The 19,855-nt window shown below is 51.9% G+C and carries 16 protein-coding genes; 4 read left to right on the forward strand and 12 right to left on the reverse strand.

The window, feature by feature from the left end; all coding sequences use genetic code 11:
* From ACO0LL_RS24990 to ACO0LL_RS25005, 4 genes are all read right to left on the reverse strand, one after another.
* On the reverse strand, positions 1-4,756 hold a 4,756-nt coding region (locus tag ACO0LL_RS24990; protein WP_422953522.1), incomplete at its 3' end, for a DUF4347 domain-containing protein.
* Positions 4,753-5,601, reverse strand: a complete 849-nt coding sequence (locus tag ACO0LL_RS24995; protein ID WP_422953523.1) for a sulfotransferase family protein — start codon at positions 5,599-5,601, stop codon at positions 4,753-4,755. The genes ACO0LL_RS24990 and ACO0LL_RS24995, both read right to left, overlap by 4 nt.
* 5 nt (positions 5,602-5,606) lie before the next feature.
* Positions 5,607-6,167: an adenylyl-sulfate kinase gene (cysC, locus tag ACO0LL_RS25000; protein ID WP_422953524.1), complete on the reverse strand. Its 561-nt coding sequence runs from the start codon at positions 6,165-6,167 to the stop codon at positions 5,607-5,609.
* A gap of 324 nt (positions 6,168-6,491) precedes the next feature.
* Positions 6,492-6,821 carry a DUF6916 family protein gene (locus ACO0LL_RS25005; protein WP_422953525.1) on the reverse strand — a complete coding sequence of 110 codons (330 nt, stop codon included), beginning with the start codon at positions 6,819-6,821 and terminating at the stop codon, positions 6,492-6,494.
* 89 nt (positions 6,822-6,910) lie between these two features.
* Here ACO0LL_RS25005 and ACO0LL_RS25010 point away from each other — a divergent pair, with 89 nt between their 5' ends.
* From ACO0LL_RS25010 to ACO0LL_RS25025, 4 genes are all read left to right on the forward strand, one after another.
* Positions 6,911-7,522 carry a GNAT family N-acetyltransferase gene (locus ACO0LL_RS25010; RefSeq protein ID WP_422953526.1) on the forward strand — a complete coding sequence of 204 codons (612 nt, stop codon included), beginning with the start codon at positions 6,911-6,913 and terminating at the stop codon, positions 7,520-7,522.
* Positions 7,509-8,228, forward strand: coding sequence for an aspartyl/asparaginyl beta-hydroxylase domain-containing protein (locus ACO0LL_RS25015; RefSeq protein ID WP_422953527.1), 720 nt, complete (start codon positions 7,509-7,511; stop codon positions 8,226-8,228). The genes ACO0LL_RS25010 and ACO0LL_RS25015 overlap by 14 nt, the downstream gene beginning before the upstream one ends.
* 17 nt (positions 8,229-8,245) lie before the next feature.
* Positions 8,246-9,274, forward strand: a complete 1,029-nt coding sequence (locus ACO0LL_RS25020; protein WP_422953528.1) for a sulfotransferase — start codon at positions 8,246-8,248, stop codon at positions 9,272-9,274.
* Positions 9,275-9,488: 214 nt separating this feature from the next.
* Positions 9,489-10,172, forward strand: coding sequence for a phage tail protein (locus tag ACO0LL_RS25025; RefSeq protein WP_422953529.1), 684 nt, complete (start codon positions 9,489-9,491; stop codon positions 10,170-10,172).
* A 48-nt stretch (positions 10,173-10,220) separates the two neighbouring features.
* Here ACO0LL_RS25025 and prmC read toward each other — a convergent pair whose 3' ends face one another.
* The 8 genes from prmC to minE form a co-directional block, all read right to left on the reverse strand.
* Positions 10,221-11,063, reverse strand: a complete 843-nt coding sequence (prmC, locus tag ACO0LL_RS25030; RefSeq protein WP_422953530.1) for a peptide chain release factor N(5)-glutamine methyltransferase — start codon at positions 11,061-11,063, stop codon at positions 10,221-10,223.
* Complete coding sequence (locus ACO0LL_RS25035) at positions 11,063-11,569, reverse strand: disulfide bond formation protein B (RefSeq protein WP_422953531.1); 507 nt, start codon at positions 11,567-11,569, stop codon at positions 11,063-11,065. The genes prmC and ACO0LL_RS25035 overlap by 1 nt, the downstream gene beginning before the upstream one ends.
* A gap of 220 nt (positions 11,570-11,789) precedes the next feature.
* Complete coding sequence (gene prfA / locus ACO0LL_RS25040; protein ID WP_422953532.1) at positions 11,790-12,869, reverse strand: peptide chain release factor 1; 1,080 nt, start codon at positions 12,867-12,869, stop codon at positions 11,790-11,792.
* Positions 12,870-12,991: 122 nt separating this feature from the next.
* Positions 12,992-14,272, reverse strand: coding sequence for a glutamyl-tRNA reductase (gene hemA, locus ACO0LL_RS25045; RefSeq protein ID WP_422953533.1), 1,281 nt, complete (start codon positions 14,270-14,272; stop codon positions 12,992-12,994).
* 184 nt (positions 14,273-14,456) lie between these two features.
* A complete protein-coding gene (locus tag ACO0LL_RS25050) occupies positions 14,457-16,862 on the reverse strand; it encodes a CHASE2 domain-containing protein (protein ID WP_422953534.1) in 2,406 nt (801 codons plus the stop codon).
* 45 nt (positions 16,863-16,907) lie between these two features.
* A complete protein-coding gene (locus ACO0LL_RS25055; RefSeq protein WP_422953535.1) occupies positions 16,908-18,617 on the reverse strand; it encodes a FecR domain-containing protein in 1,710 nt (569 codons plus the stop codon).
* A gap of 57 nt (positions 18,618-18,674) precedes the next feature.
* Positions 18,675-19,367, reverse strand: a complete 693-nt coding sequence (locus tag ACO0LL_RS25060; protein WP_162043428.1) for a response regulator transcription factor — start codon at positions 19,365-19,367, stop codon at positions 18,675-18,677.
* Positions 19,368-19,588: 221 nt separating this feature from the next.
* Positions 19,589-19,855 carry a cell division topological specificity factor MinE gene (gene minE / locus ACO0LL_RS25065; RefSeq protein ID WP_422953536.1) on the reverse strand — a complete coding sequence of 89 codons (267 nt, stop codon included), beginning with the start codon at positions 19,853-19,855 and terminating at the stop codon, positions 19,589-19,591.

Consider the following 19,855-nt stretch of genomic DNA (forward strand, 5'->3'; position numbering starts at 1 on the left):
CGATGTTGCCGCCGGTGATGACGCTATCCCAGTCGTCGGCTGCGGCGAGGTTGTAGGTTGTGGCGCTGCTGGCAGAGGAGGTGCCGTTTTTATTGAGCAAGCTATCGACAGCAGCAATATCGGCACCGGCCAGGGTAAAGGTGAAGCTGGTAGCAGACGTGACTTCGACGTTGCCGGTGGTGGACAAAGTGCGCGTTGCGCCGCCTTCGCCGGTGATGGTCAGTTTGGATATCGTGATGTCGTTCGTTGCACCGATTGTTTGAACCAGGTTGGTGCCGGTGACGGTGAAGACGTGGGTGATGCCGTCATAGGTTGCGGACGTAATGGTTGGGGCGGTGACGTTGGATACGGTCACTGCATTACCAGTCAGGTCGGCACTGGACGTGATAGTGGCGTCCCAGGATGCAGCTGCTGCGAGGTTGAAGGTGGTGGTATCAACCGCTGCTGTGCCGTTGTTGTTCAGTATGCCGTTGATGGCGAGCTTGTCGGCGGCGTTAAGTGTCACCGAGAAAGCCGTGGCACTGCTGGCGGTGACGTTGGCGGTGGTCAGGGTGTAGGAACCGGCCTGGCCAGTCAAAGACAGCTTACTTACATCAATGGTGTCGCCAGTGACGATGTTGACGGCGGAGACAGACAGGATGCCGGTGCTGGCATCGTAGGTGGAACTCAAAATACTTGGTGCGGCATTTGAAACAGTGATGCCATTGCCAGTCAGGTCGGCGATATTACCGCCGGTGATGACGCTATCCCAGTCGTCGGCTGCGGCCAAATTGTACGTTGTGGAGCTACCGGCGGAAGACGTGCCGTTTTTATTGAGCAGGTTATCGACAGCGGCAATGTCGGCACCGGCCAGGGTGAAGGTGAAGCTGGTAGCGCTGGTGACTTCGACATTGCCAGTGGTGGACAAGGTGCGGGTGGCGCCGCCTTCGCCAGTGATGGTCAGCTTGGATATCGTGATGTCGTTGGTCGCGCCTATCGTTTGAACCAGGTTGGTGCCGGTGACGGTGAAGATGTGGGTGGTGCCGTCATACGTCGCGGATGTAATGGTTGGGGCGGTGACGTTGCCGACTGTGACGGCATTGCCAGTCAGATCTGCTGGTGTAGTGACTGTCGTGTCCCAGCTTGCTGCTGCGGCCAGATTGAATGTGGTGGTATCAACCGCTGTGGTACCGTTATTGTTCAATATGCCGTTGATGGCAAGTTTGTCAGCAGCATTCAAAGTGACCGAGAACGCAGTAGCACTGGTCGCAGTGACATTGGCCGTGGTCAGGGTATATGAACCCGCCTGACCAGTCAGGGACAGTTTGGAAACATCAATGGTATCGCCACTGGCGAGATTGGTACCAGTGACAGACAGGATGCCTGTGCTGGCATCGTATGTGGCTGAGGTAATAGCAGGAGGTACGATATTCGATACGGTAATGCCATTGCCTGCCAGGTCGGCGATATTGAGTGTTGCGTCAGCACCATTGGCCCAGTCATCTGCCGCAGCAAGGTTATAGGTCGTGCCACCTACTGATTGCGTACCATTGTTATTGAGCAGGGTGCGCAGGCCCAGTTTGTCGGTCGCAGACAGTATCAGCGTAAAACTGGTATCAGAACTGATTTCAACGTTGGCCGTGTCGGTCAGGGTATAAGTGCTGCCGCCTTGTCCTGTCAGCGTAAATTTGTTGGCAATGATATCGTTGGTGGCACCAGCGCGATGGGTAAAACCCGTGCCTGTGACCACCAGGTTGCCGGTAGTGGCATCATAAGTGGCGGAGGTGACGGTAGGCGCCGCGACCGTGGCTGTAATGCCATTGCCGGTCAGGTCGGCAATGACAACGGCTGCATCTGCGCCTGCTGCCCAGTCTTCTGCTGCCGCGACGTTGTAGCTAGTACCACCGGTGGAACTAGTGCCGTTTTTGTTGACAATCTGGTTGATACCTGACTTGTCAGTGGCGCTCAGTACCAGTGAAAAGCTGGTAGCCGATGTGATCTCTGCATTTGCCGTGTCCGTCAGGGTATAGGTGGCACCGCCTTCACCAGTCAGTGTGAATTTATTGGCGACGATGTCATTCGCTGCACCGTTCAGTATAGACAAGCCTGTGCCGGTAACGATAAGAACACCAGTACTGGAGTTATAGGTTGCCGAAGTGATGGTAGGGACGGCCGCATTGGATACCGTCACAGCGTTCGTCAAATCCTGGGTATTTCCACCAGTGATGGGGCCGTCCCAGCCAGTTGCAGCTGAGAGATTGTAAGTCGTGCCACCAGTAGAACTGGCGCCGTTCTTGTTGAAGAGGATATTGACGGCATTAATATCTGCACCAGCCAGGGTGAAACTGAACGTCGTGTCATTCGTGACTTCTACATTGCTGGTAGTAGAAATCGTGCGGGTGACGCCACCTTCGCCGGTAATGGTCAGTGTATTGATGGTGATATCGTTGGTGGCACCAACTATCTTGACCAGGCCAGTGCCTGTGACGGTGAATGTACCAGTGCTGGCATCATACGCGGCTGAAGTGATGGTCGGTGCAGTGACATTCGAGACCGTGATGGGATTACCAGCCACATCGGAAGGGGAAGAAGCAGTGACGTCCCAGTTGGTCGCTGCTGCCACGAAATAGGTGGTACCACTGACCGCGTTTGTCCCATTCTTGTTCAGCAGGCCATTCACATTTATTTTGTCGTTAGCATTCAGCGTGACAGAAAATGCAGTGCTGCTGCTGGCCGTGACGTTGGCCGTGGTCAAGCCATAAAAGTTGCCGTTTTGCCCAAACAGTGTCAATTTGCTGATATCTATCGTGCCGCCATTGGTGATATTGGCACCAGTGACAGAGAGAACGCCAGTGCTGGCATCGTATGTGGCACTCGTGAGTATCGGTGGCGCATTGGATACAGTGATGGCATTTGTCGCATCTGAAATATCACCACCGGTGATGGCGCTATTCCAGTCATCTGCTGCAGCCAGGTTGTAGGTAGTACTACCGCTGGAACTACTGCCATTCTTATCGAGTAGTGCTCTGACTGCAGCAATATCGGCACCTGCCAGTGTGAGCGTGAAACTGGTGGCACTGGTGATTTCCACATTGCCAGTGGTAGTCAGGGTACGAGTAACACCGCCCTGGCCCGTTATGGTCAGGGTAGAGACGGTGACGTCATTATTGGCACCGCTGACACTGACCAGATTGGTGCCAGTGACGACAAATGTATTCGTGGTGTAATTATAGGTAGCCGAGGTAATTGTTGGGGCGTTGACGTTTGATACAGTAACGCCATTGCCTGTGGTATCGGCGGCAGAATTGGCTGTTGAATCCCAGCCAGTTGCACCTGCGATGTTGAAGGTCGTGCCACCAGCAGCGCTGGTACCGGTTTTGTTCAATAAACCATTGATTGCCAGTTTGTCCGTTGCACTCAAGGTCAGTGTGAACGCGGTGGCACTCGTCGCAGTGGTATTGGCGGTGTCGGTCAGCGTGTAAGTTGAACCACCTTGACCAGTCAGCGTAAATTTGTTGGCAACGATGGTATCGCCAGCAACCATGGTTGTGCCTGTAACTGCCAGTACGCCGGTACTTGCATCGTAGGTGGCGCTGGTGATGGCGGTAGGTGGCTGGATGTTGGCAAGAACAATGTCGTCGAAACCAGCATAACGCACCTTGTTACCGTTCGAGGTCGCTGTCATGATAATTTTAGTAACGCCGGTCATGCCACTAAAATTGAGAGTCGTTGTCGTGCCGCTAGCGCCGGTAATTGACTTATTGTTTGTCGCAACCAGGGTATTGTTCGCGTTATAGCCTTTGAAGACAAAGTCCTGAGAAAGGCTTTGGGTAATTAATACTATAGAGCTTGCGTCAAACTGTTGGCCAGTTTGAAAAGAAAAAGTAATAGAAGTTTCGGTACCGGCATCGTAGTAGTCGGTTGTGATGTAGCCGCCAGGGTCTCTGGAAATATCTTTTACTGTGCCGTCAATCTTGAATAAATAGGATGAATTATTGTTTACCTGATAGATGACGTCGTTCACGCCACTTGAAGCGCCGCCTGCAACACCGCCTGCGCTCCCTGGAGCGTTGAAGTTTGCTGCGGTATTAAAATTCAGCGTTGCCGAAGCAATGTTTAGTACATTGTGATACAACGCCTGCAGTTGTGGATTCCCGACAGAGCTTGTTTCAATGCTGCCGCTGTTGACCTCAAGATTCCAGTTGGCATTAAATGGCTTACCACCGGTCAAGTCATTGGATGCTGCGATGTCCGCACCGGTGATGACGGCCAATTGGTCGATGAAAGCTTTCCCTTGATTTGCCCCAATGTCACAGCCGTATAGAAGGATGTCGCCATCCTTGCTTAGAGAGTCCCCGATGGTTTTCAGTTCTGTCGCATGACTGCTCAGGGTGGATTGATCAAGTATCAGCCCCCCCAGATTGACCGAAGCTTCCTTGCCATGAGAGATCAAATGCAAGGCATCGATATCTTTGCGGCCAGCGAGAATGTCAGCCATTTGCGCAAGACCATCCTTGCTTGAATCAAGGATATGAACTTCCCGGCCATCGCCTATGCCTTTGAGCAGTGTATCTATGTCGCGCACATTGTCTTCGATAAAGACAATTTCTACGCGCCCCGACACTGGTGGGGCAGAAGGTGCACTGGAATTGACTGGTGCTGCCAGAATTGCCAGGGCCGAAGCATCAAATTTCGGTGCTTCCTGTGGTCCAACTATGCCTGTGTTAATGCTCAGAATATCGAAGTCAGTTTGTTTATTGATGATGGAGTTGTTCATGATTCGTTTTCTTTCACATTTAACTTGGGAGCAATGACGTTTGCTGCACTACCGCTGGGGTCAGACCAGAAAGTCAGTTTCGAGTATTTGTCAAATAAATCGGGGGGGATGATAGTGCGTCGTTCAGTAAATTCAACTTTGGGCTTTACCTTGTGCAAGCCTGATGCACCCAGTTGCAAGTCAAAATCCGGAGCGTCGTATTCCAGGGTTTCAAAGTCATGCTGGAAATAAGGTTCATTAATAAACTGGTATAGCAGTTGCATGACTTTTTCTGGCGCCTGTGCCAGCAAATCATAGTCAATCACCAGCAGAGATTTTGCATGTTCACCATAAAATGCTTCGCGCAAACCTGCCCAGGAATAACCAACCATCTGATCATGCTGTGTCAGACCTTCGCAACGCTGGTACACGGTAGTACGTGACATGCTGCTGCCAAACAGTTTGCTGTTTTCATAGGGATTGTTGCGGAATTGACGCTCTATGCTATCCATGACCCAGGCCACATTGCGTACGCAGGCAATCATTTTGGAATTCGGGAACAAGTCCTTCAGCAGTGGCAGCTTGGTGCTCCACATGCGGTTGGTATCAAAGATGACTTCCTTGTCCAGCTCATTCTTGTAATAGGAATCGAAAAGACCGCGCATGAGGTCTTTTCTTTGCGTCTGATTCACCAGGCTGGATACCTCACTCCCGGCGCTCACTTGTGTCAGTACCGCATTGACCAGCGCACCTACGGCGCTGCTCATGCCCGCCTGGAAGCGTGGATTTTGACGCAGAATAGCTGCCAGCAAGGTCGAACCCGAGCGAGGCAGTCCAGAGATGAAGTGGTATTTTGCTTGTTCCATGAATTTCAAATTTTTAAAAATGCGGCAAGTTGGCTGATTGCTGTAGCTATCTGAACCTGATCAGTATCTATGACGCATTCCGCAGACGTGGGTGCCTCATAAGGTGCGGAAATGCCTGTCAATTGCAGCGTTGGATTTTGTTTCGCTTTGGCATACCAACCCTTGGGGTCGCGCTGCTGGCAAATATGTAAAGGTGTGGAGATATAGGTTTCGACAAATTTGTCATGACCGATGATGCCACGCGCCAGAGCCCGGCCACGCATGCTGGGAGAAACCAGGGCGACGATGGCAGAGATACCGTTAAGATTGAGCAGGCGGGCCATTTCAGCCGTCCGGCGGCCTTGCTCTTCGCGGTCAGCGAGGCTGAAGCCCAGATCCTTGGACAGACCCTGTCTTATTTCATCACCATCAAGCACGCAAACCGGGATGGATAGCTCGCGCAGATGCTGCGCCAGGTTTTGCGCAAGTGTCGTTTTACCCGCACCGGGCAGGCCACTGAGCCACCAGGTTTTGACTTTGTTTGCAGCAGGTTCTTCACTGCTTTCTGTTTGATTACTTCCAGGCATCCGCACACCACCGATAAGCTAAAAAAATCGGGACTAAGCAGACACCCGATACGTAACAAATCAGAAATCAAGGACTTGATTCAGGGGCATTGCGACAAGACTGCTCGCCGTCATCCAGTTTTGATAGCCGATATTTCTGACTTGCAATTTATCTTGCTGAATCAAGAAGATAAATTATTCAATGTTAAAAAATTAACTGCAATACTAACATTGAAAACTTTTTTTGCGTGTAAATGTAACAAAAAACTGCCAATTAATTAAGCAATTTAGATGAAAAATTTAAATGCCTTATAGATAAGACGAGAAGTCTTGGTACCGAAGAAATTAATTAAAGAAAACCTGGTAGTAAACGCAGGTGCCGCCGTCTTCATGCGGACGCTGAAATTGCCCCTGGGCATGGTCAGCCAGTGTAGGGGCGATGGTCCAGACGTGTTTGCCCAGCACCGGGTGTTCGATAAGATAATTATCTTGCGCCAGAGGCAGTTTGGAGGAGCCGGAAAAAATCAACAATAAAGGCGTACGGAAGCTTTCTGGTATGCCACGGCGAGGGCGTTCTTCTGCTTCTACCAGCTCAAGTTGAATGATGCCGTTCGAGGTTTCAAGTTGAAACTTGTTGCCGATCAGAGGGTGAACTTGTTCTATGGTAATGGACATGGTCAGAGTGATGAAAAGTTTCACTTGCAAGAAAACGCAAGCATAGGCAGGATAACAAGCATGTTATTTTAACCAGCTTGGGAGTGCTTGTGTACAAATTACCTGCTGCGCTTATGTTGCGCAATGTAGATGCGGTAGAAGCGGTAGATGCTGTAGAGGCGGTACATGCGGCTGACCAGGCTTTCCTTGATGCCTTATACGCCAGCCGCCGTGAGGATTTGCGGCACATGCCTATGGATGTGGCCTTCATCACGCAAATGATCAAAATGCAACAGCATGTGCAGATGGAGGGTATCAGGCTCAATTACCCTGAAGCCCTGCATTTGATGATTGAAGATGATGGTCAGCCAGTTGGGCGTGTCATTATCGATACAGGCAGCAATGATGTGCGCCTGGTGGATATCGCGGTTATTCCCGCTGCGCAACGCCAGGGCATCGCCAGGGCAATCCTGCAGGCTTTGCAGGCACAGGCGGCAAATCACGGTAAAAGTGTCAGTCTCGCTGTTGAGCAAACCAATTTTGCGGCGCGGGGTTTGTATTTGCAGATGGGATTTGTCGCACTTAGCACTGATGAGCTGTTTGAGCAAATGCAATGGCGCGCCCATGCTCCGGCAGCATCTGAGACCTTGGCCAACGTAATGTCAGCCACTACCCTGGCCAGTAACATGACAAAACAGGGGCAGCTTGATGCCTCTGCCTAGTCGCTACCTGAAGTTGCCTTTCAGTTTTGACTTATCCCGTTTGCGTGCCGAGCTGCAGCAACTCGAAGCTTCTGCATGGATCAGGCACTTTAATACGAATGCCTACATCAACAATTGGACTTGCCTTCCCTTGCGCGCTGTTGATGGCCGCATGGATCACATCATGCCTGTGAATGAAGGCAACTTTCAGGATACTGCACTCATGCAAACCTGCCCGTATTTACGGGAAGTGGTCGATACGTTTCAATGTGAAAAAACTTCCGTGCGCCTGATGTCGCTGGAAGCCGGCGGCATCATCAAAGAGCACAGGGACGATGGTACTTCACTGGAGGATGGCATTACCCGTCTGCATGTACCTGTCACGACGACGCCCGATGTGCTGTTCAGGATTGATGGTGAAGAAGTGCATTTTTCTGCTGGTGATACCTGGTATCTGAATGCGGCATGCCTGCATGGGGTGGTCAATCCAGGTAATCAGGCGAGGGTGCATTTGATGATAGATTGCGTCAGTAACGCCTGGCTGGAGCAAGTGTTTCTTGATGCTGGCTGGATTGCCAGGCCCAGGCCAAAATATGATGACCCTGCCATTCACGACGGTAATGTGCTGGAAATCATCACCATGTTGCGTGCCACCGGCCAAAGCGCAGGCTTGCAAATTGCCAGCCGCCTTGAGGCCATCAGGCTGGGGCAGGCATTGCCGGACTAAACATGGAAATGAAACGCATGAGTATCAAAACGAGCTTCGCAGCCGAAGACAGAGCATTGTTGCGTGGCCAGCAAATAAATGCAGATCATTTGCCTTCAATGCTGGGCTGGTACCCGGTAGCAATTGATGCCGTGACCGGTACTTTACACTGGCGCCATCTCGGAAAGGCGCGGTTTCTGGAGTCGTTTTTTCTCGATACCCTGAACCAGCAAGGCCGCGAGCAAAGGCAAGTTTGTCAGACGACGCTGGAAAATTTGCCTGCGCAACTTGAGCACATGTCGCGATTGGCACCTGCGGCTTTTATTTTCCATGTGTCACGTTGCGGTTCTACCTTGCTGACGCAAATGCTGGCGTCGCTACCACAGTGCATAGTGATGTCAGAGCCGCCAGTCATTGATGCATTTTTTCGTTACCGTTACGAGCATCCTGAGACTCAGAATGCAACAGCGGTTTTTCAGAATCTGATTGCTGCGCTTGGACAAAGGCGTTCGACAGAAGACAGCCATTTTTTTATCAAGTTTGATAGCTGGCATTTGCCCTGGATACCCTTTGTGCGCGAGGCTTATCCTGACATTCCCATCATCTTTCTATACCGCGAACCGCAGGCTGTGCTTGCCTCGCACCATCGTCAGCGGGGGCCGCAGATGATACCTGGCCTGCTTAATACGACGCGACTGCAAGTTGAAGAAGCAAAAATCCCGGTAGCAGATTTTGATGTATACGCAGCAAGCATGTTGCACAGCATGTTTTGCGCAGGACTTGAACATGCGGTGGCTGAGGATTTGCTGCTGTTGAATTATCAGCAATTGCCCGGGGTAATGTGGGAGGATTTGCTAGGCCTGTTTCAACTCGATTGTGATGAGCAATCATTGGTGAAACTAAAAGAGCGTTCAGGCTTGCATTCCAAGCACCGCTACACCAGTTTTGCGGGTGATCCTCAGTCCGGGCATGCTGTGCTAACAAAACCCACTTCAGATTTTGTCCAACTCTGCGAGGAAAAGTATAGCCGACTAGAGCGACTGAGACTGAAAGTTAAAATTTGTTAAGTAGTATCATGATGAAAAATTTGCAGTGTATTTTTTGCACAAGGGTTGTAGAATTGGTTTGCTTTTTTTGAAATTGCTTGTTTGTTTGCATATGAAAGCCATTGATGAAAGCTCTGAATTCATGTTCCTTGATAGGGGTGAAGGCAGAAGAGACTAGATAGCACAATCCCTATTTGAACGATAACTTGAATTGGAGTATGCAATGGATGCATTTATGGGTACCATTTTGGCCGTAGGTTTTAACTATCCCCCACGTGGTTGGCTGTTCTGTAATGGTCAGACTGTCGCTATTTCCCAAAACTCAGCGATGTTTGCCTTGTTAGGCACGATGTATGGTGGTGATGGACAATCGACTTTTGGTATTCCTGATTTGCGTGGCCGTGTTGCTGTCGGCTCTCAAGGCGCAGGTCCCGGAATTGCCAATGTTGCGCAAGGTGAGAAAGCCGGCGTGAACAATGTCACTGCGATTGCAACTGGTACTGGCAGTGTAACTTTGACAGTCGCGAACCTGCCAGCACATACTCATAGCGTTGCTGTTGATGGTTCTGGCTTTACTACCGCATCAGTCATGAATGCGACCAGCAGTGGCCCAGCATCGCCAGCGTCATCGGGAACAGCACCATCTGCTAATGCCATACTGTGTAATTCTGGTGGCGGTGGTACTTCAGGTGCTGTTTATTTGCCAACAACCGGTGATGCAGCTAACCTGGTTCCACTCAATCCTAAGAGTGTAGTAACTACAGTAACTGGTACGGTCACTGTCACTTCTGGCCCTGCCGGCAGTGGCACACCGACAGCATTCCCTGTTACCACGACATCAACTAACACTGTTATGCAACCTTACCTGGGTTTGAATTACATCATCGCGATGGAAGGCATATTCCCATCCAGGAACTAAGTTCTTCCTGCATAAGAAAAATGGCACCTGTATCAAGGGTGCCATTTTTTATGCCTGTACCTGTAGCTTGCCGCCTGAGACTCTTTCTATCCCCGCCAGATCCCGCCAGCTTTGCACTTCGGTAAAATGATTTTGCATCAATAAGCCACGTACAGCTTCTGCCTGGTCATAACCATGTTCAAGCAAAATCCATCCATCTGACCGCAAGTGTAAATGCGACTGGCCTATGATTTGACGGTAGGCAGACAAGCCATCAGCATGGTCTGTCAGGGCATTGATGGGTTCAAAACGTAAGTCACCCTGTTGTAAATGAGCATCATTGACCACGATATAAGGCGGGTTGCTGACGATAGTTTGAAATCTTTTACCAGCCAGAACGGCATACCAGTCGCTGCAAAAAAAATCTATTTTATTTGCGGGCAGATGGCGCCTGGCATTTTCTTTCGCCACCGCGAGGGCAGCAGGGCTGACATCCAGCGCAGTCACTTGCAGGTCTGGTCTTTGATGGGCGATGGCGACTGCAATCGCACCTGAACCCGTGCCCATGTCCAGCAAGCTGGAATTGGCAGGGGCATATTGCAAAACCAGTTCCACCAGCAATTCAGTATCAGGCCGGGGGATAAGCACATCGGGTGTGACATGGAAATTCAGGCCAAAGAACTCACGCTCTTGCACGATGTAGGCAATTGGTTCGCCCTTGATGCGGCGGCAGAACAACTCGTCCATGATGGCGAGTTGTTCTGTACTCAGTACCATTTCAGACTGCGTGATCAGTTGTATGCGCGTCAGGCCCAGACCATGCATAAGTAGCAGGCGGGTGTCTATGCGGTCCAGCGGGCTGGCGTTTTCACAAGCAGCCAGGGTGATGCCGGGCTGTAGCCAGTCCAGCATTAGCGTGATGGGCCGAACATGCCGCGCTTGGTTTTTTGATTGCGTATCAACAACACCAGCAGTGTCAGGCTAAATAATATAAAAAATATCCCGGCCCAGGCTGGCAGTGACAAGCCCAGGGTAGGTGGATAAGGTGTTTCGCACAGGCCATCAGCCCTGAACATCGCTGGCCACCATTGCGCGAGGAAGAAACTGTTCAAGCCGGATTCCAGCGGATCGATACCGCAGGACAGGGCAGGGTGCTCAAGTATCCAGAAATGTTTGCCAGCGGCACCCAGACCAATCAAGCCAGACAACAGTGCCAGCCCGGTGGTGATGCGGTGCATGATGCCATCGGTAGCTACCGCAATCAGACAAAAAACCGCGATCAGGGCAAAGGCGTAGCGCTGGAATACGCAATACGGGCAAGGCAGCATTTTTTCCACGATTTGCAAATACATGGCAGCCGCCAGCAAGCCTATGCAGGTAAGGGCAATCGACAGCAAAAGTTTTTTCGACAGATTCATGGTGCACGCGATGAAAGAATTGTTATTGGACGCAATCCTGGCGTTTTAGTTCTGTATCGCAGGATAGTGGCAGCGAGTATCCGACAGTTTCATGCAATTGCGCAATCAAATACTGTTGATTTTACGCGAAAGCTGGTTTTGTCTTATGGATATGCTTATTTGTCATATCTATTAGCCATCTCTCATTGCATTTTTGTCGGCATTTCTGCTGGCATTCTTATCAATCATCACCGAGCTCAGCCAGCAGTTCGGCCTGATGTTCTGCTACCAGTGCAGTCGTTAATTCTGTCAGCTCACCATCCATGATGAAATCCAGTTTGTACAGGGTCAGGTTGATGCGGTGGTCGGTCATGCGGCCTTGTGGATAATTGTAGGTGCGTATGCGCTCACTGCGGTCACCGGAACCGATCAGGCTTTTGCGGGTGGCCGCTTCCTTGGCTTGCTTCTCACGCAACTGACCGTCCATGATGCGGGTTGCAAGCACGCGCATGGCTTGCGCCTTGTTTTGATGCTGGCTGCGGCCATCCTGGCATTCGACGACGATGCCGGTAGGGATATGCGTCAGGCGCACGGCGGAGTCGGTCTTGTTGATATGCTGACCACCAGCACCACTGGCGCGGAAGGTATCTATGCGCAGGTCAGCATTGTTGATGACTACGTCCGCAAGTTCATCGGCCTCAGGCATGACAGCAACCGTACAGGCGGAGGTATGGATGCGACCCTGGGTTTCTGTCGCCGGGACACGCTGTACGCGGTGGCCACCGGATTCAAATTTGAGTTTGGAATACACGCCCTGGCCAGCAAGGCGCACGATGACCTCTTTATAGCCGCCCAGCTCGGATGGCGATTCAGACATGATCTCGGTCTGCCAGCGATTGCGCTCAGCAAAACGCATATACATACGCAGCAAGTCACCGGCGAAGAGGGCTGCTTCATCACCACCCGTGCCAGCGCGGATCTCCATGAGGATATTGCGCTCGTCATTGGGGTCCTTTGGCAACAGCATGGTTTGCAAATCACTTTCCAGTGTCTGCATAGTGGTTTTTGCGGCTTCGATTTCGTCCTGGGCAAAGGCCTTCATGTCGGGGTCGCTGAGCATGAGCTCGGCTTCGGCGATATCGGCCTGGGCTTGTTTGTAATTGTTGTACAGCGCGACCAGCGGGTCTAGTTCGGCATGCTCGCGATTCAGTTTGCGGTAGCTGTCCATGTCATTGGTGGCACCTTCCTGCATGAGAAGGTGGCCAACTTCGTCGAGGCGTTCGGCAAGCTGGTCGAGCTTGTGTAGCATTGATGGTTTCATAATATATTCTTTGACTGTATAGCTAATGATGCTGATTACGCTAAGGATGGGGCGGGTCAGGCTGACCCAGAAGAAAATGCCCGTAAGCGCCTACGCGTACAGGCCAGCAGCGTAGCGAATCGCTAACGCTTTGTGCGGAATAATTGAGGTAACAGCGTGGCCAGGCGGGCGCGTTCATCGCCGCTGGCTTGATGCAAGGCCTGTTGCGGGCCATGCAGGAATTTGGCGGTGATGCCCTTGGACAAGGCTTCAAGTACCGCGTCTATATCATCGCCGCGTGCCAGCATCTTGCGTGCACGTTCGAGTTCTATCAGGCGCAATTGCTCGCTGCTTTCATGCAGGTCTTGTATCACCGGTACAACAGCACGGCCATCGACCCAGTGCATGAAGGATTGCACGCGGGTTTCTATGATGGCTTCTGCCTGTGCAACAGCAGCCTGGCGATTTTCCAGGCCGGTTTGTACAACGGTACCAAGATCATCGACAGTGTACAAAAACACGTCATCGAGCTTGGCGACTTCAGGTTCTATGTCGCGCGGTACCGCCAGGTCAACCATGAAGATGGGGCGGTGTTTGCGCGCCTTGACGACACGTTCTATCAGACCCAGGCCTATGATGGGCAGGGAAGATGCCGTGCAGGAAACGATGATATCGAATTGCGCCAGTTGCTGCGGCAAGTCGGCCAGGCGTATGGCTTTGCCGCTGAAGCGGTGCGCCAGTGCTTCACCACGTTCCAGCGTGCGGTTGGCAATGGTGAGCGACTTGGGGTTTTGTGCCGCAAAATGGGTGGCGCAGAGCTCTATCATCTCACCCGCACCGATGAACAAGACATGCTGGTCAGCGATCTTGTCAAAAATACGTTGTGATAATCTGACGGCAGCCGCCGCCATCGAGACACTGTGTGCGCCTATCTCTGTGGTAGTGCGTACTTCCTTCGCGACAGCGAAACTGCGCTGGAACATCTGGTGCAGATAAGTACCCAGGCCACCGGCTGCTTCTGCCTGGCGTACGGCATCTTTCATTTGGCCCAGGATTTGCGGCTCACCTATGACCATTGAATCCAGGCCAGAAGCAACGCGGAAAGCATGTCTTACCGCATTATCTTGCGGCAGTGTGTACAAGTGCGGACGTAAATCTGCATAAGACAGCTTATGAAAATCCGCCAAAAAGTGGGCGGTAGAATCAATCGCATTGGCTCCACTACAGGCTGCGTACAGTTCGGTACGGTTGCAAGTTGATAAAATTGCTGCCTCATTACCATGCCTTGCCACATTGTCATCGCGACCAAACCAGGCACGCGCAGCCACAACCGCCTGAGATATTTGCTCAGGCGAGAAGGCGACCTTTTCGCGCAAGGACAGCGGCGCGGTCGTGTGGTTGAGGCCAACAGCAGACAGTTGCATTGCAATTAAGCTCAATTAAGCTGGGGGAGGACGTAAGGCTTCATTATAACGCTTTGCATCAGCATTTTCCTGAACGTGGGCATTTGATGCATATCAAGTGAACCTTATAAACCAGGAATTATGCCTTTTTTGCAACATGCATTGCGCCAACATTTGCTTTGTTACCCATGCTTAAAGCCTGAATTTATTCCAGATCGGCTGGAATGCGCACATTGAATGTCGTACCTTCATTCGGCACGCTTGTGAAGTCTATCGTCGCCTGATGCCTGTCCAGCACAGCCTTGACGAAGACCATGCCCAGGCCTATGCCGTCATTTTTAGGCTGGTCACTGGTCTTGAAGCGCTGGAAGCGCTGGAATAGCCTGGCCTGGTCTGCATGGGTAATGCCATAGCCCTGGTCTGCGATAGAACAGACGATGACAGAGTCAGCCAGGCGCTGTTCACGCACGAGTGAGCAGGTGATGGTGGTGTTCTTGGGGCTGTATTTGATGGCGTTTGACAGCAGATTTGTCAGCACCCTGGTCATCAGCGAGTTATCTACCAGCACTGGGAATTCTTCATCCTGGATTTTTGTTTGTATGCGGATATTCTTGCTACGGGCCAGCGACCACATTTCTTCCGTCGCTACCAGCAAGATGTCCTGGAAGTCGGCTTCTTCATAGCGATAATTCTGCGACTCTGCCTGCGCGAGTTGTACAAAATTATCAGCCAGGCCCAAAGTGGAGCGCGATGCTCTTTCTATGCGTGCCATGAATTCATCCGCTGGCAGGGCGGTGCTGCTGTCTTTTTGCAATTCCAGCAGTGCCAGTATCGAGGCCTGTGGTGCGCGCATGTCGTGCGAAATGAAATGCAAAGTCTCGTCCCTGCTGCGTTCGGCGGCACGCACGCTGGTGATATCGATCAGGCTGACTATCCAGCCCACCAGCTGTTTTTCGCCGTTGTAACTCGGTGCGCTCTTGATCAGCAAATCCTTGCCCTGCGGGTCTCTGACCTCTATGCCCTGCGACATGGATTTGGTGTGTTTGATGTCGAGCAAATCCCACCAGCTAAAACTGGCATCTGAGCCGGTGTCAGCATTGCTTGGCGGGGACATCTTGGCGAACAGATAGGGTACCAGCGCATCATTGACCTTGGGCATGCCTATGCCGGCAAAATAATCAAGCGCAGGCTGGTTGCTCAGCAAGACATTGCCATCGGTAGTGGTGACCATCGTCGCATCGGGCAGGCTGGCCAGGCTGTCACTGACAAACTGACGCAGGTCACGTACCCGATCAACTGCTTCACGCATGGCATTGATGCTTTGTTCCAGGGTATCGGTCAGGGCACGAGCAGGTTCTTCATCGTCTTCATCAATAAACTCTGGCAACAGATGAGGCTCCTGGTCGAGTACCCGGAATTCTTCTGCCAGAAAGCGTATCGCCGCTTCCAGCCTGCGCCAGCTCCACAGAGGGTAGGCCAGGATGAGCGCAAACAGGGCTGCAGTGGGGGCAGCCCAATAACCCGCATACCTGAGCATGGCCCAGCTACCAAACATGGTGACGACCGCCACTACCGCAGTTGCCATCAGGGCCTTGCGTGGCGACAGCATCTGGTAAGCCATCAACGCCAGCGCCACTGCGAGTAAATTCAGCAGGTATAAATACAGCTTGGGCGCTGCATGTATGCTGCGCTGGTCCAGCAGCGCAGCGAGGATATTGGCATTGATCTCGACACCGGAAATCATGCCCTCGTTACCAGATACCGGCGTAGGAAAGGAGTCAGCCATGGCACTGGCCATAGGGCCGACCAGCACATACTTGTTCTTGAAAAAATCGGCAGGGACTTCACCACGCAAGACACTGACATAAGGCACAGAGCGGAAGTGCCCGCTGCTGCCAGCGAAAGGGATGTGGATCAGATAGTCGCGTTGCCAGGTACCAGGCTCAGGTGCTGCATTGCGCAAGCTGGCAGGCAGGCGTTCACCCGGCAAATTTGTTTCGGTACCCGGGGTCACCTGGCTACCGATGTCGGCCAGCGCCAGTGCAAAATGTGGCCACCATTCGCCATTCATGCCTTCGCGCAGAAAAACACTGCGTACCACGCCATCTTTATCCAGTTCCAGGTTGATGTGCGCCAGTTGACGCGCAGCACTTGCGAGCAAGGGAACAGGGCGCACCGTGGTCAGGCCCTTGCCCGCATTTTCCGAGATCAGCGGCAAGACCACGTTATTGCTGCGTACCAGTGCCTCTGCCAGTTGCTGGTCACCATTTTGCACCTGCTCATTGCGCTCTTCAGCTTCAGTAAAGACAAAGTCCATACCGATAGCCACAGGCTGGGCTGCGCTGATTTGCTTGATGAGTTCAGCATGACGCAGGCGCGGCCACGGCCATTTGCCAAGTTCGCTAAGGCTGTGGCTGTCTATGCCAACGATGATGATGTCATCCCGCGCCGGGCGGGAATTGAGTTGCATCAGCCTGTCATACAAGACCAGGTCAGTTCGCTCCAGGGTCTTGTAGTACAGCAGGCCAGCGGTGACGCAGAGGATGAGGATACTGAGAACCAGCCACTCGCGTAATGCAATACGTTCTACCTGTAAGTGGCTGTTTTTCATGGGGTGCTGCTAAATTTGCCTGTCCTTTTTTATGCTGTGATTGTATCAATAATTGGTGCCGATAGGGCCGCTGCCACTCTGTATGGGGGAGCCGTCCCCACTGGTCCAGCGCTGTTGCAGCGTGATTTTCTGGGTCGATGAGAAGGGGCTGACATAGCCATCCGGGTCAGTTGAGCGCACGCGGATGAAGTAAACACCTGCATCTGGCCGGTTGATCTTCAGTTCAGCCTTGTCGAGCTCCTTGCTCAGGAACAGTTTCTTGAAATCAGGATCAGTGCTGATCTGTATCAGGAATTTCTGTCCCGGTTCAGAAGCCCAGCTAAATGACAATTGATTGCCGTTGCCTTCATCCGGCGGTGCCAGGCTGGTGACTGGCAAGACCACGAATTTTTGCGCATCGCTGTAAGGGCCATGATCTGGCTTGCCATCTTTTTGCACTATCGTGGCGACATGCCAGAAATACTCACCTTCGGCAGGGCGGTCGGAACTGAACTGGACTTCTTTCAAGCCAGGTTTGTCGATGAGCAGATTCTTGAATTCTGCATCTTTGGCGACTTGCAAGTGATAAGCCACGGCATTGCTGGCTTCTGTCCAGGCAAAATCCAGGCGTTCAGCACGTACCTTGTTCTTAGGCTGTACCGTGAAAGGTGGTTCTGGCCTGGCTTTCAGGGTCACTGCTTTGACCAGTGGCAGGCCTTCCAGCCCCAACTTGTCGATGGCAGTGATACGTACAAAATAATTACCATCGGCGAAACCATCAAACTTGAAGCGGTTGTCTTTGTAGCGGTTTTCTGCCAATACGTTGATGATGTCTTTGTCCTGGGCGATTTGCACGCGATAGCCCGTAGCCGCAGCGTTGGTCTCTACCTGGAATTGCAGGGTAGGACGTTCTTGCAGCAGATAGCTTTCATTCATCTTCGGTGGTGGCAGCAAATCGACAGGCTTGCCCACACCAGTGGCTGAAACGATATTGCCCTTGCCTGTGGTCAGCACTAGTTCATCCGCTTTTTTGGCGACAGTATTATTGACGGCAACACCGCCTTCCAGCACCTCGTTGGCAATCCCATCTTCATTGACACCAACGCGGAAATTGGTGCCGCGTACACCCGCCACTGCGAGGTTGGTACGTACTTCAAAACGCCCCTTGTTGCTGACCAGCGAAGAAACGCGTGACTCTACCTTGCCCTGTAATAAGGTGACCTCAGTACGCGGGCTACCTGTATATTTGGTTTTACGCAACTTGGACAGGCTGACATTGCTGTTCGACGGAATCGAGATACGTGATTCATCCGGCAAGGCCATGGTCAGGAAACCATTTTTGTCAGTGCTGATCTGCGCGCCTTCTTTCAATACGCTACCCAGGGCCAGTGTGCCGCTTGTACCATCCGCAGCTTTGTAAGCCGGGTTGCCGGTCATGGCAATGACCTTGGCTTCGCTAGGTTCTTCTGGTAACAGTTCCAGCGGTATCAGTATCGCCGTGCCTATGGGTATCGCCCTGTCGTTACCTATCTTGTTGCGCTTGCCCAGTATCGGCCAGTTGCTGGTTTTGTCGGTGTAGCGTTTGGCGATCGATGTCAAAGTATCACCCTGCAGGGCGAAATAAGTCATGTCAGGCGGAGTATTGATAAAACTGCCGGGTGTACCTGTAGCCGCGGGGGCTGGCGCGGCAAAAGCGCCGAGAGGGGCAGCAATTGCCAGGCTCAGTAACATGCAATAGGGGGTCTTTTGCAAGAGCGTGGGGGCGCATGGTCTCATGCGGGACTCCTTGATGGGGAAAACTAAGCGGGGCAGCCTTGGCTGCCCCGGGGGTATTTATTCTGGTGTCATTTGTTCGAGGCGATAGCCATAACTATAGACCGGTGCCAGCCTGTAGCCATTTTCAGGACGCAATTCCAGTTTGCTGCGCACCCTGGAAATATGCGTATCCATGGTACGCGAAGGGATATCCACATCGCGTGACCATACTGCTTCGAGTATGTAGGCGCGGGACAGAGGGCGGCCCAGGTTGCGGAACAACAGCAGGGCCAGGTCGAATTCTTTCTGTGTCATTTCTACAGGCACATCATTGACACTGACGCGGCCAGCGCGGGTCTCAAATTTGTAGATGCCAAATTGCAAATGTTCAGACGCTGCCTGTGTTGGATAAGCGCGGCGTAACAGGGCTTGTACCCTGGCCACCATTTCACTGCGGCGTATCGGTTTGATCATGTAATCATCGGCACCGGCAGCCAGGCCAGCGACGATATCGTCCTCACCAGAGCGGCTGGTCATGAACAGGACCGGCAGCGTGGGCGAAAGTTTCTCGCGCACCCAGTGCAAGATTTCAGTGCCGCTCAGGTCTGGCACTTGCCAGTCCAGTATCAGCATGTCGTAACTCTCCCTGCGCAATTGATGCAGCATCTCTTTCCCGCTCAGGAAAGGGTGAGTCGTATGACCGGCTGCATTCAATATGGTGCAGACCAATTCGAGCAAGTTATTGTCGTCGTCAAGTACAGCGATTCTCATGGGATGTTACCGTTGATGTTCGGCAAATAAAGTGGAATATCTTCCATTATATCGAAAGCAAGTGAAAAAATAAGTAATTGTGAAAAAATGTGAATAAAACACAAATTACTTCTTGTTACAAACTTCCGCTAATAGAAGGCGATAATTGCTGATGTTGTTGTTTTTTAGTAAATTCCTTGTCGCACTGCCTGTATTTGCAAACCAGTCAGTGTCCTTAAGACTTAACTGCGTAATTCCAGTTCCGGCAAAACGACATTGACATCCAGTACTTCCAGATTTCCCTGCTTATCCAATGACACTTTGATGTCTTCCGGATTCACCTTGGTGTATTTGGAAATAACAGCGATCAGTTCTTCACGTAATGCAGGCAAAAAATCATAACCGCCTTCCCGGCCAGTACGCTCACGCGCAATGATGATTTGCAGGCGTTCCTTCGCCACATTGGCGGTTTTTGGTTTGGTATTAAATAAAAATGAAAGCAGAGCCAT

Source organism: Undibacterium sp. TC4M20W (assembly GCF_049340245.1).
In the GTDB taxonomy this organism is placed as follows: domain Bacteria; phylum Pseudomonadota; class Gammaproteobacteria; order Burkholderiales; family Burkholderiaceae_D; genus Undibacterium.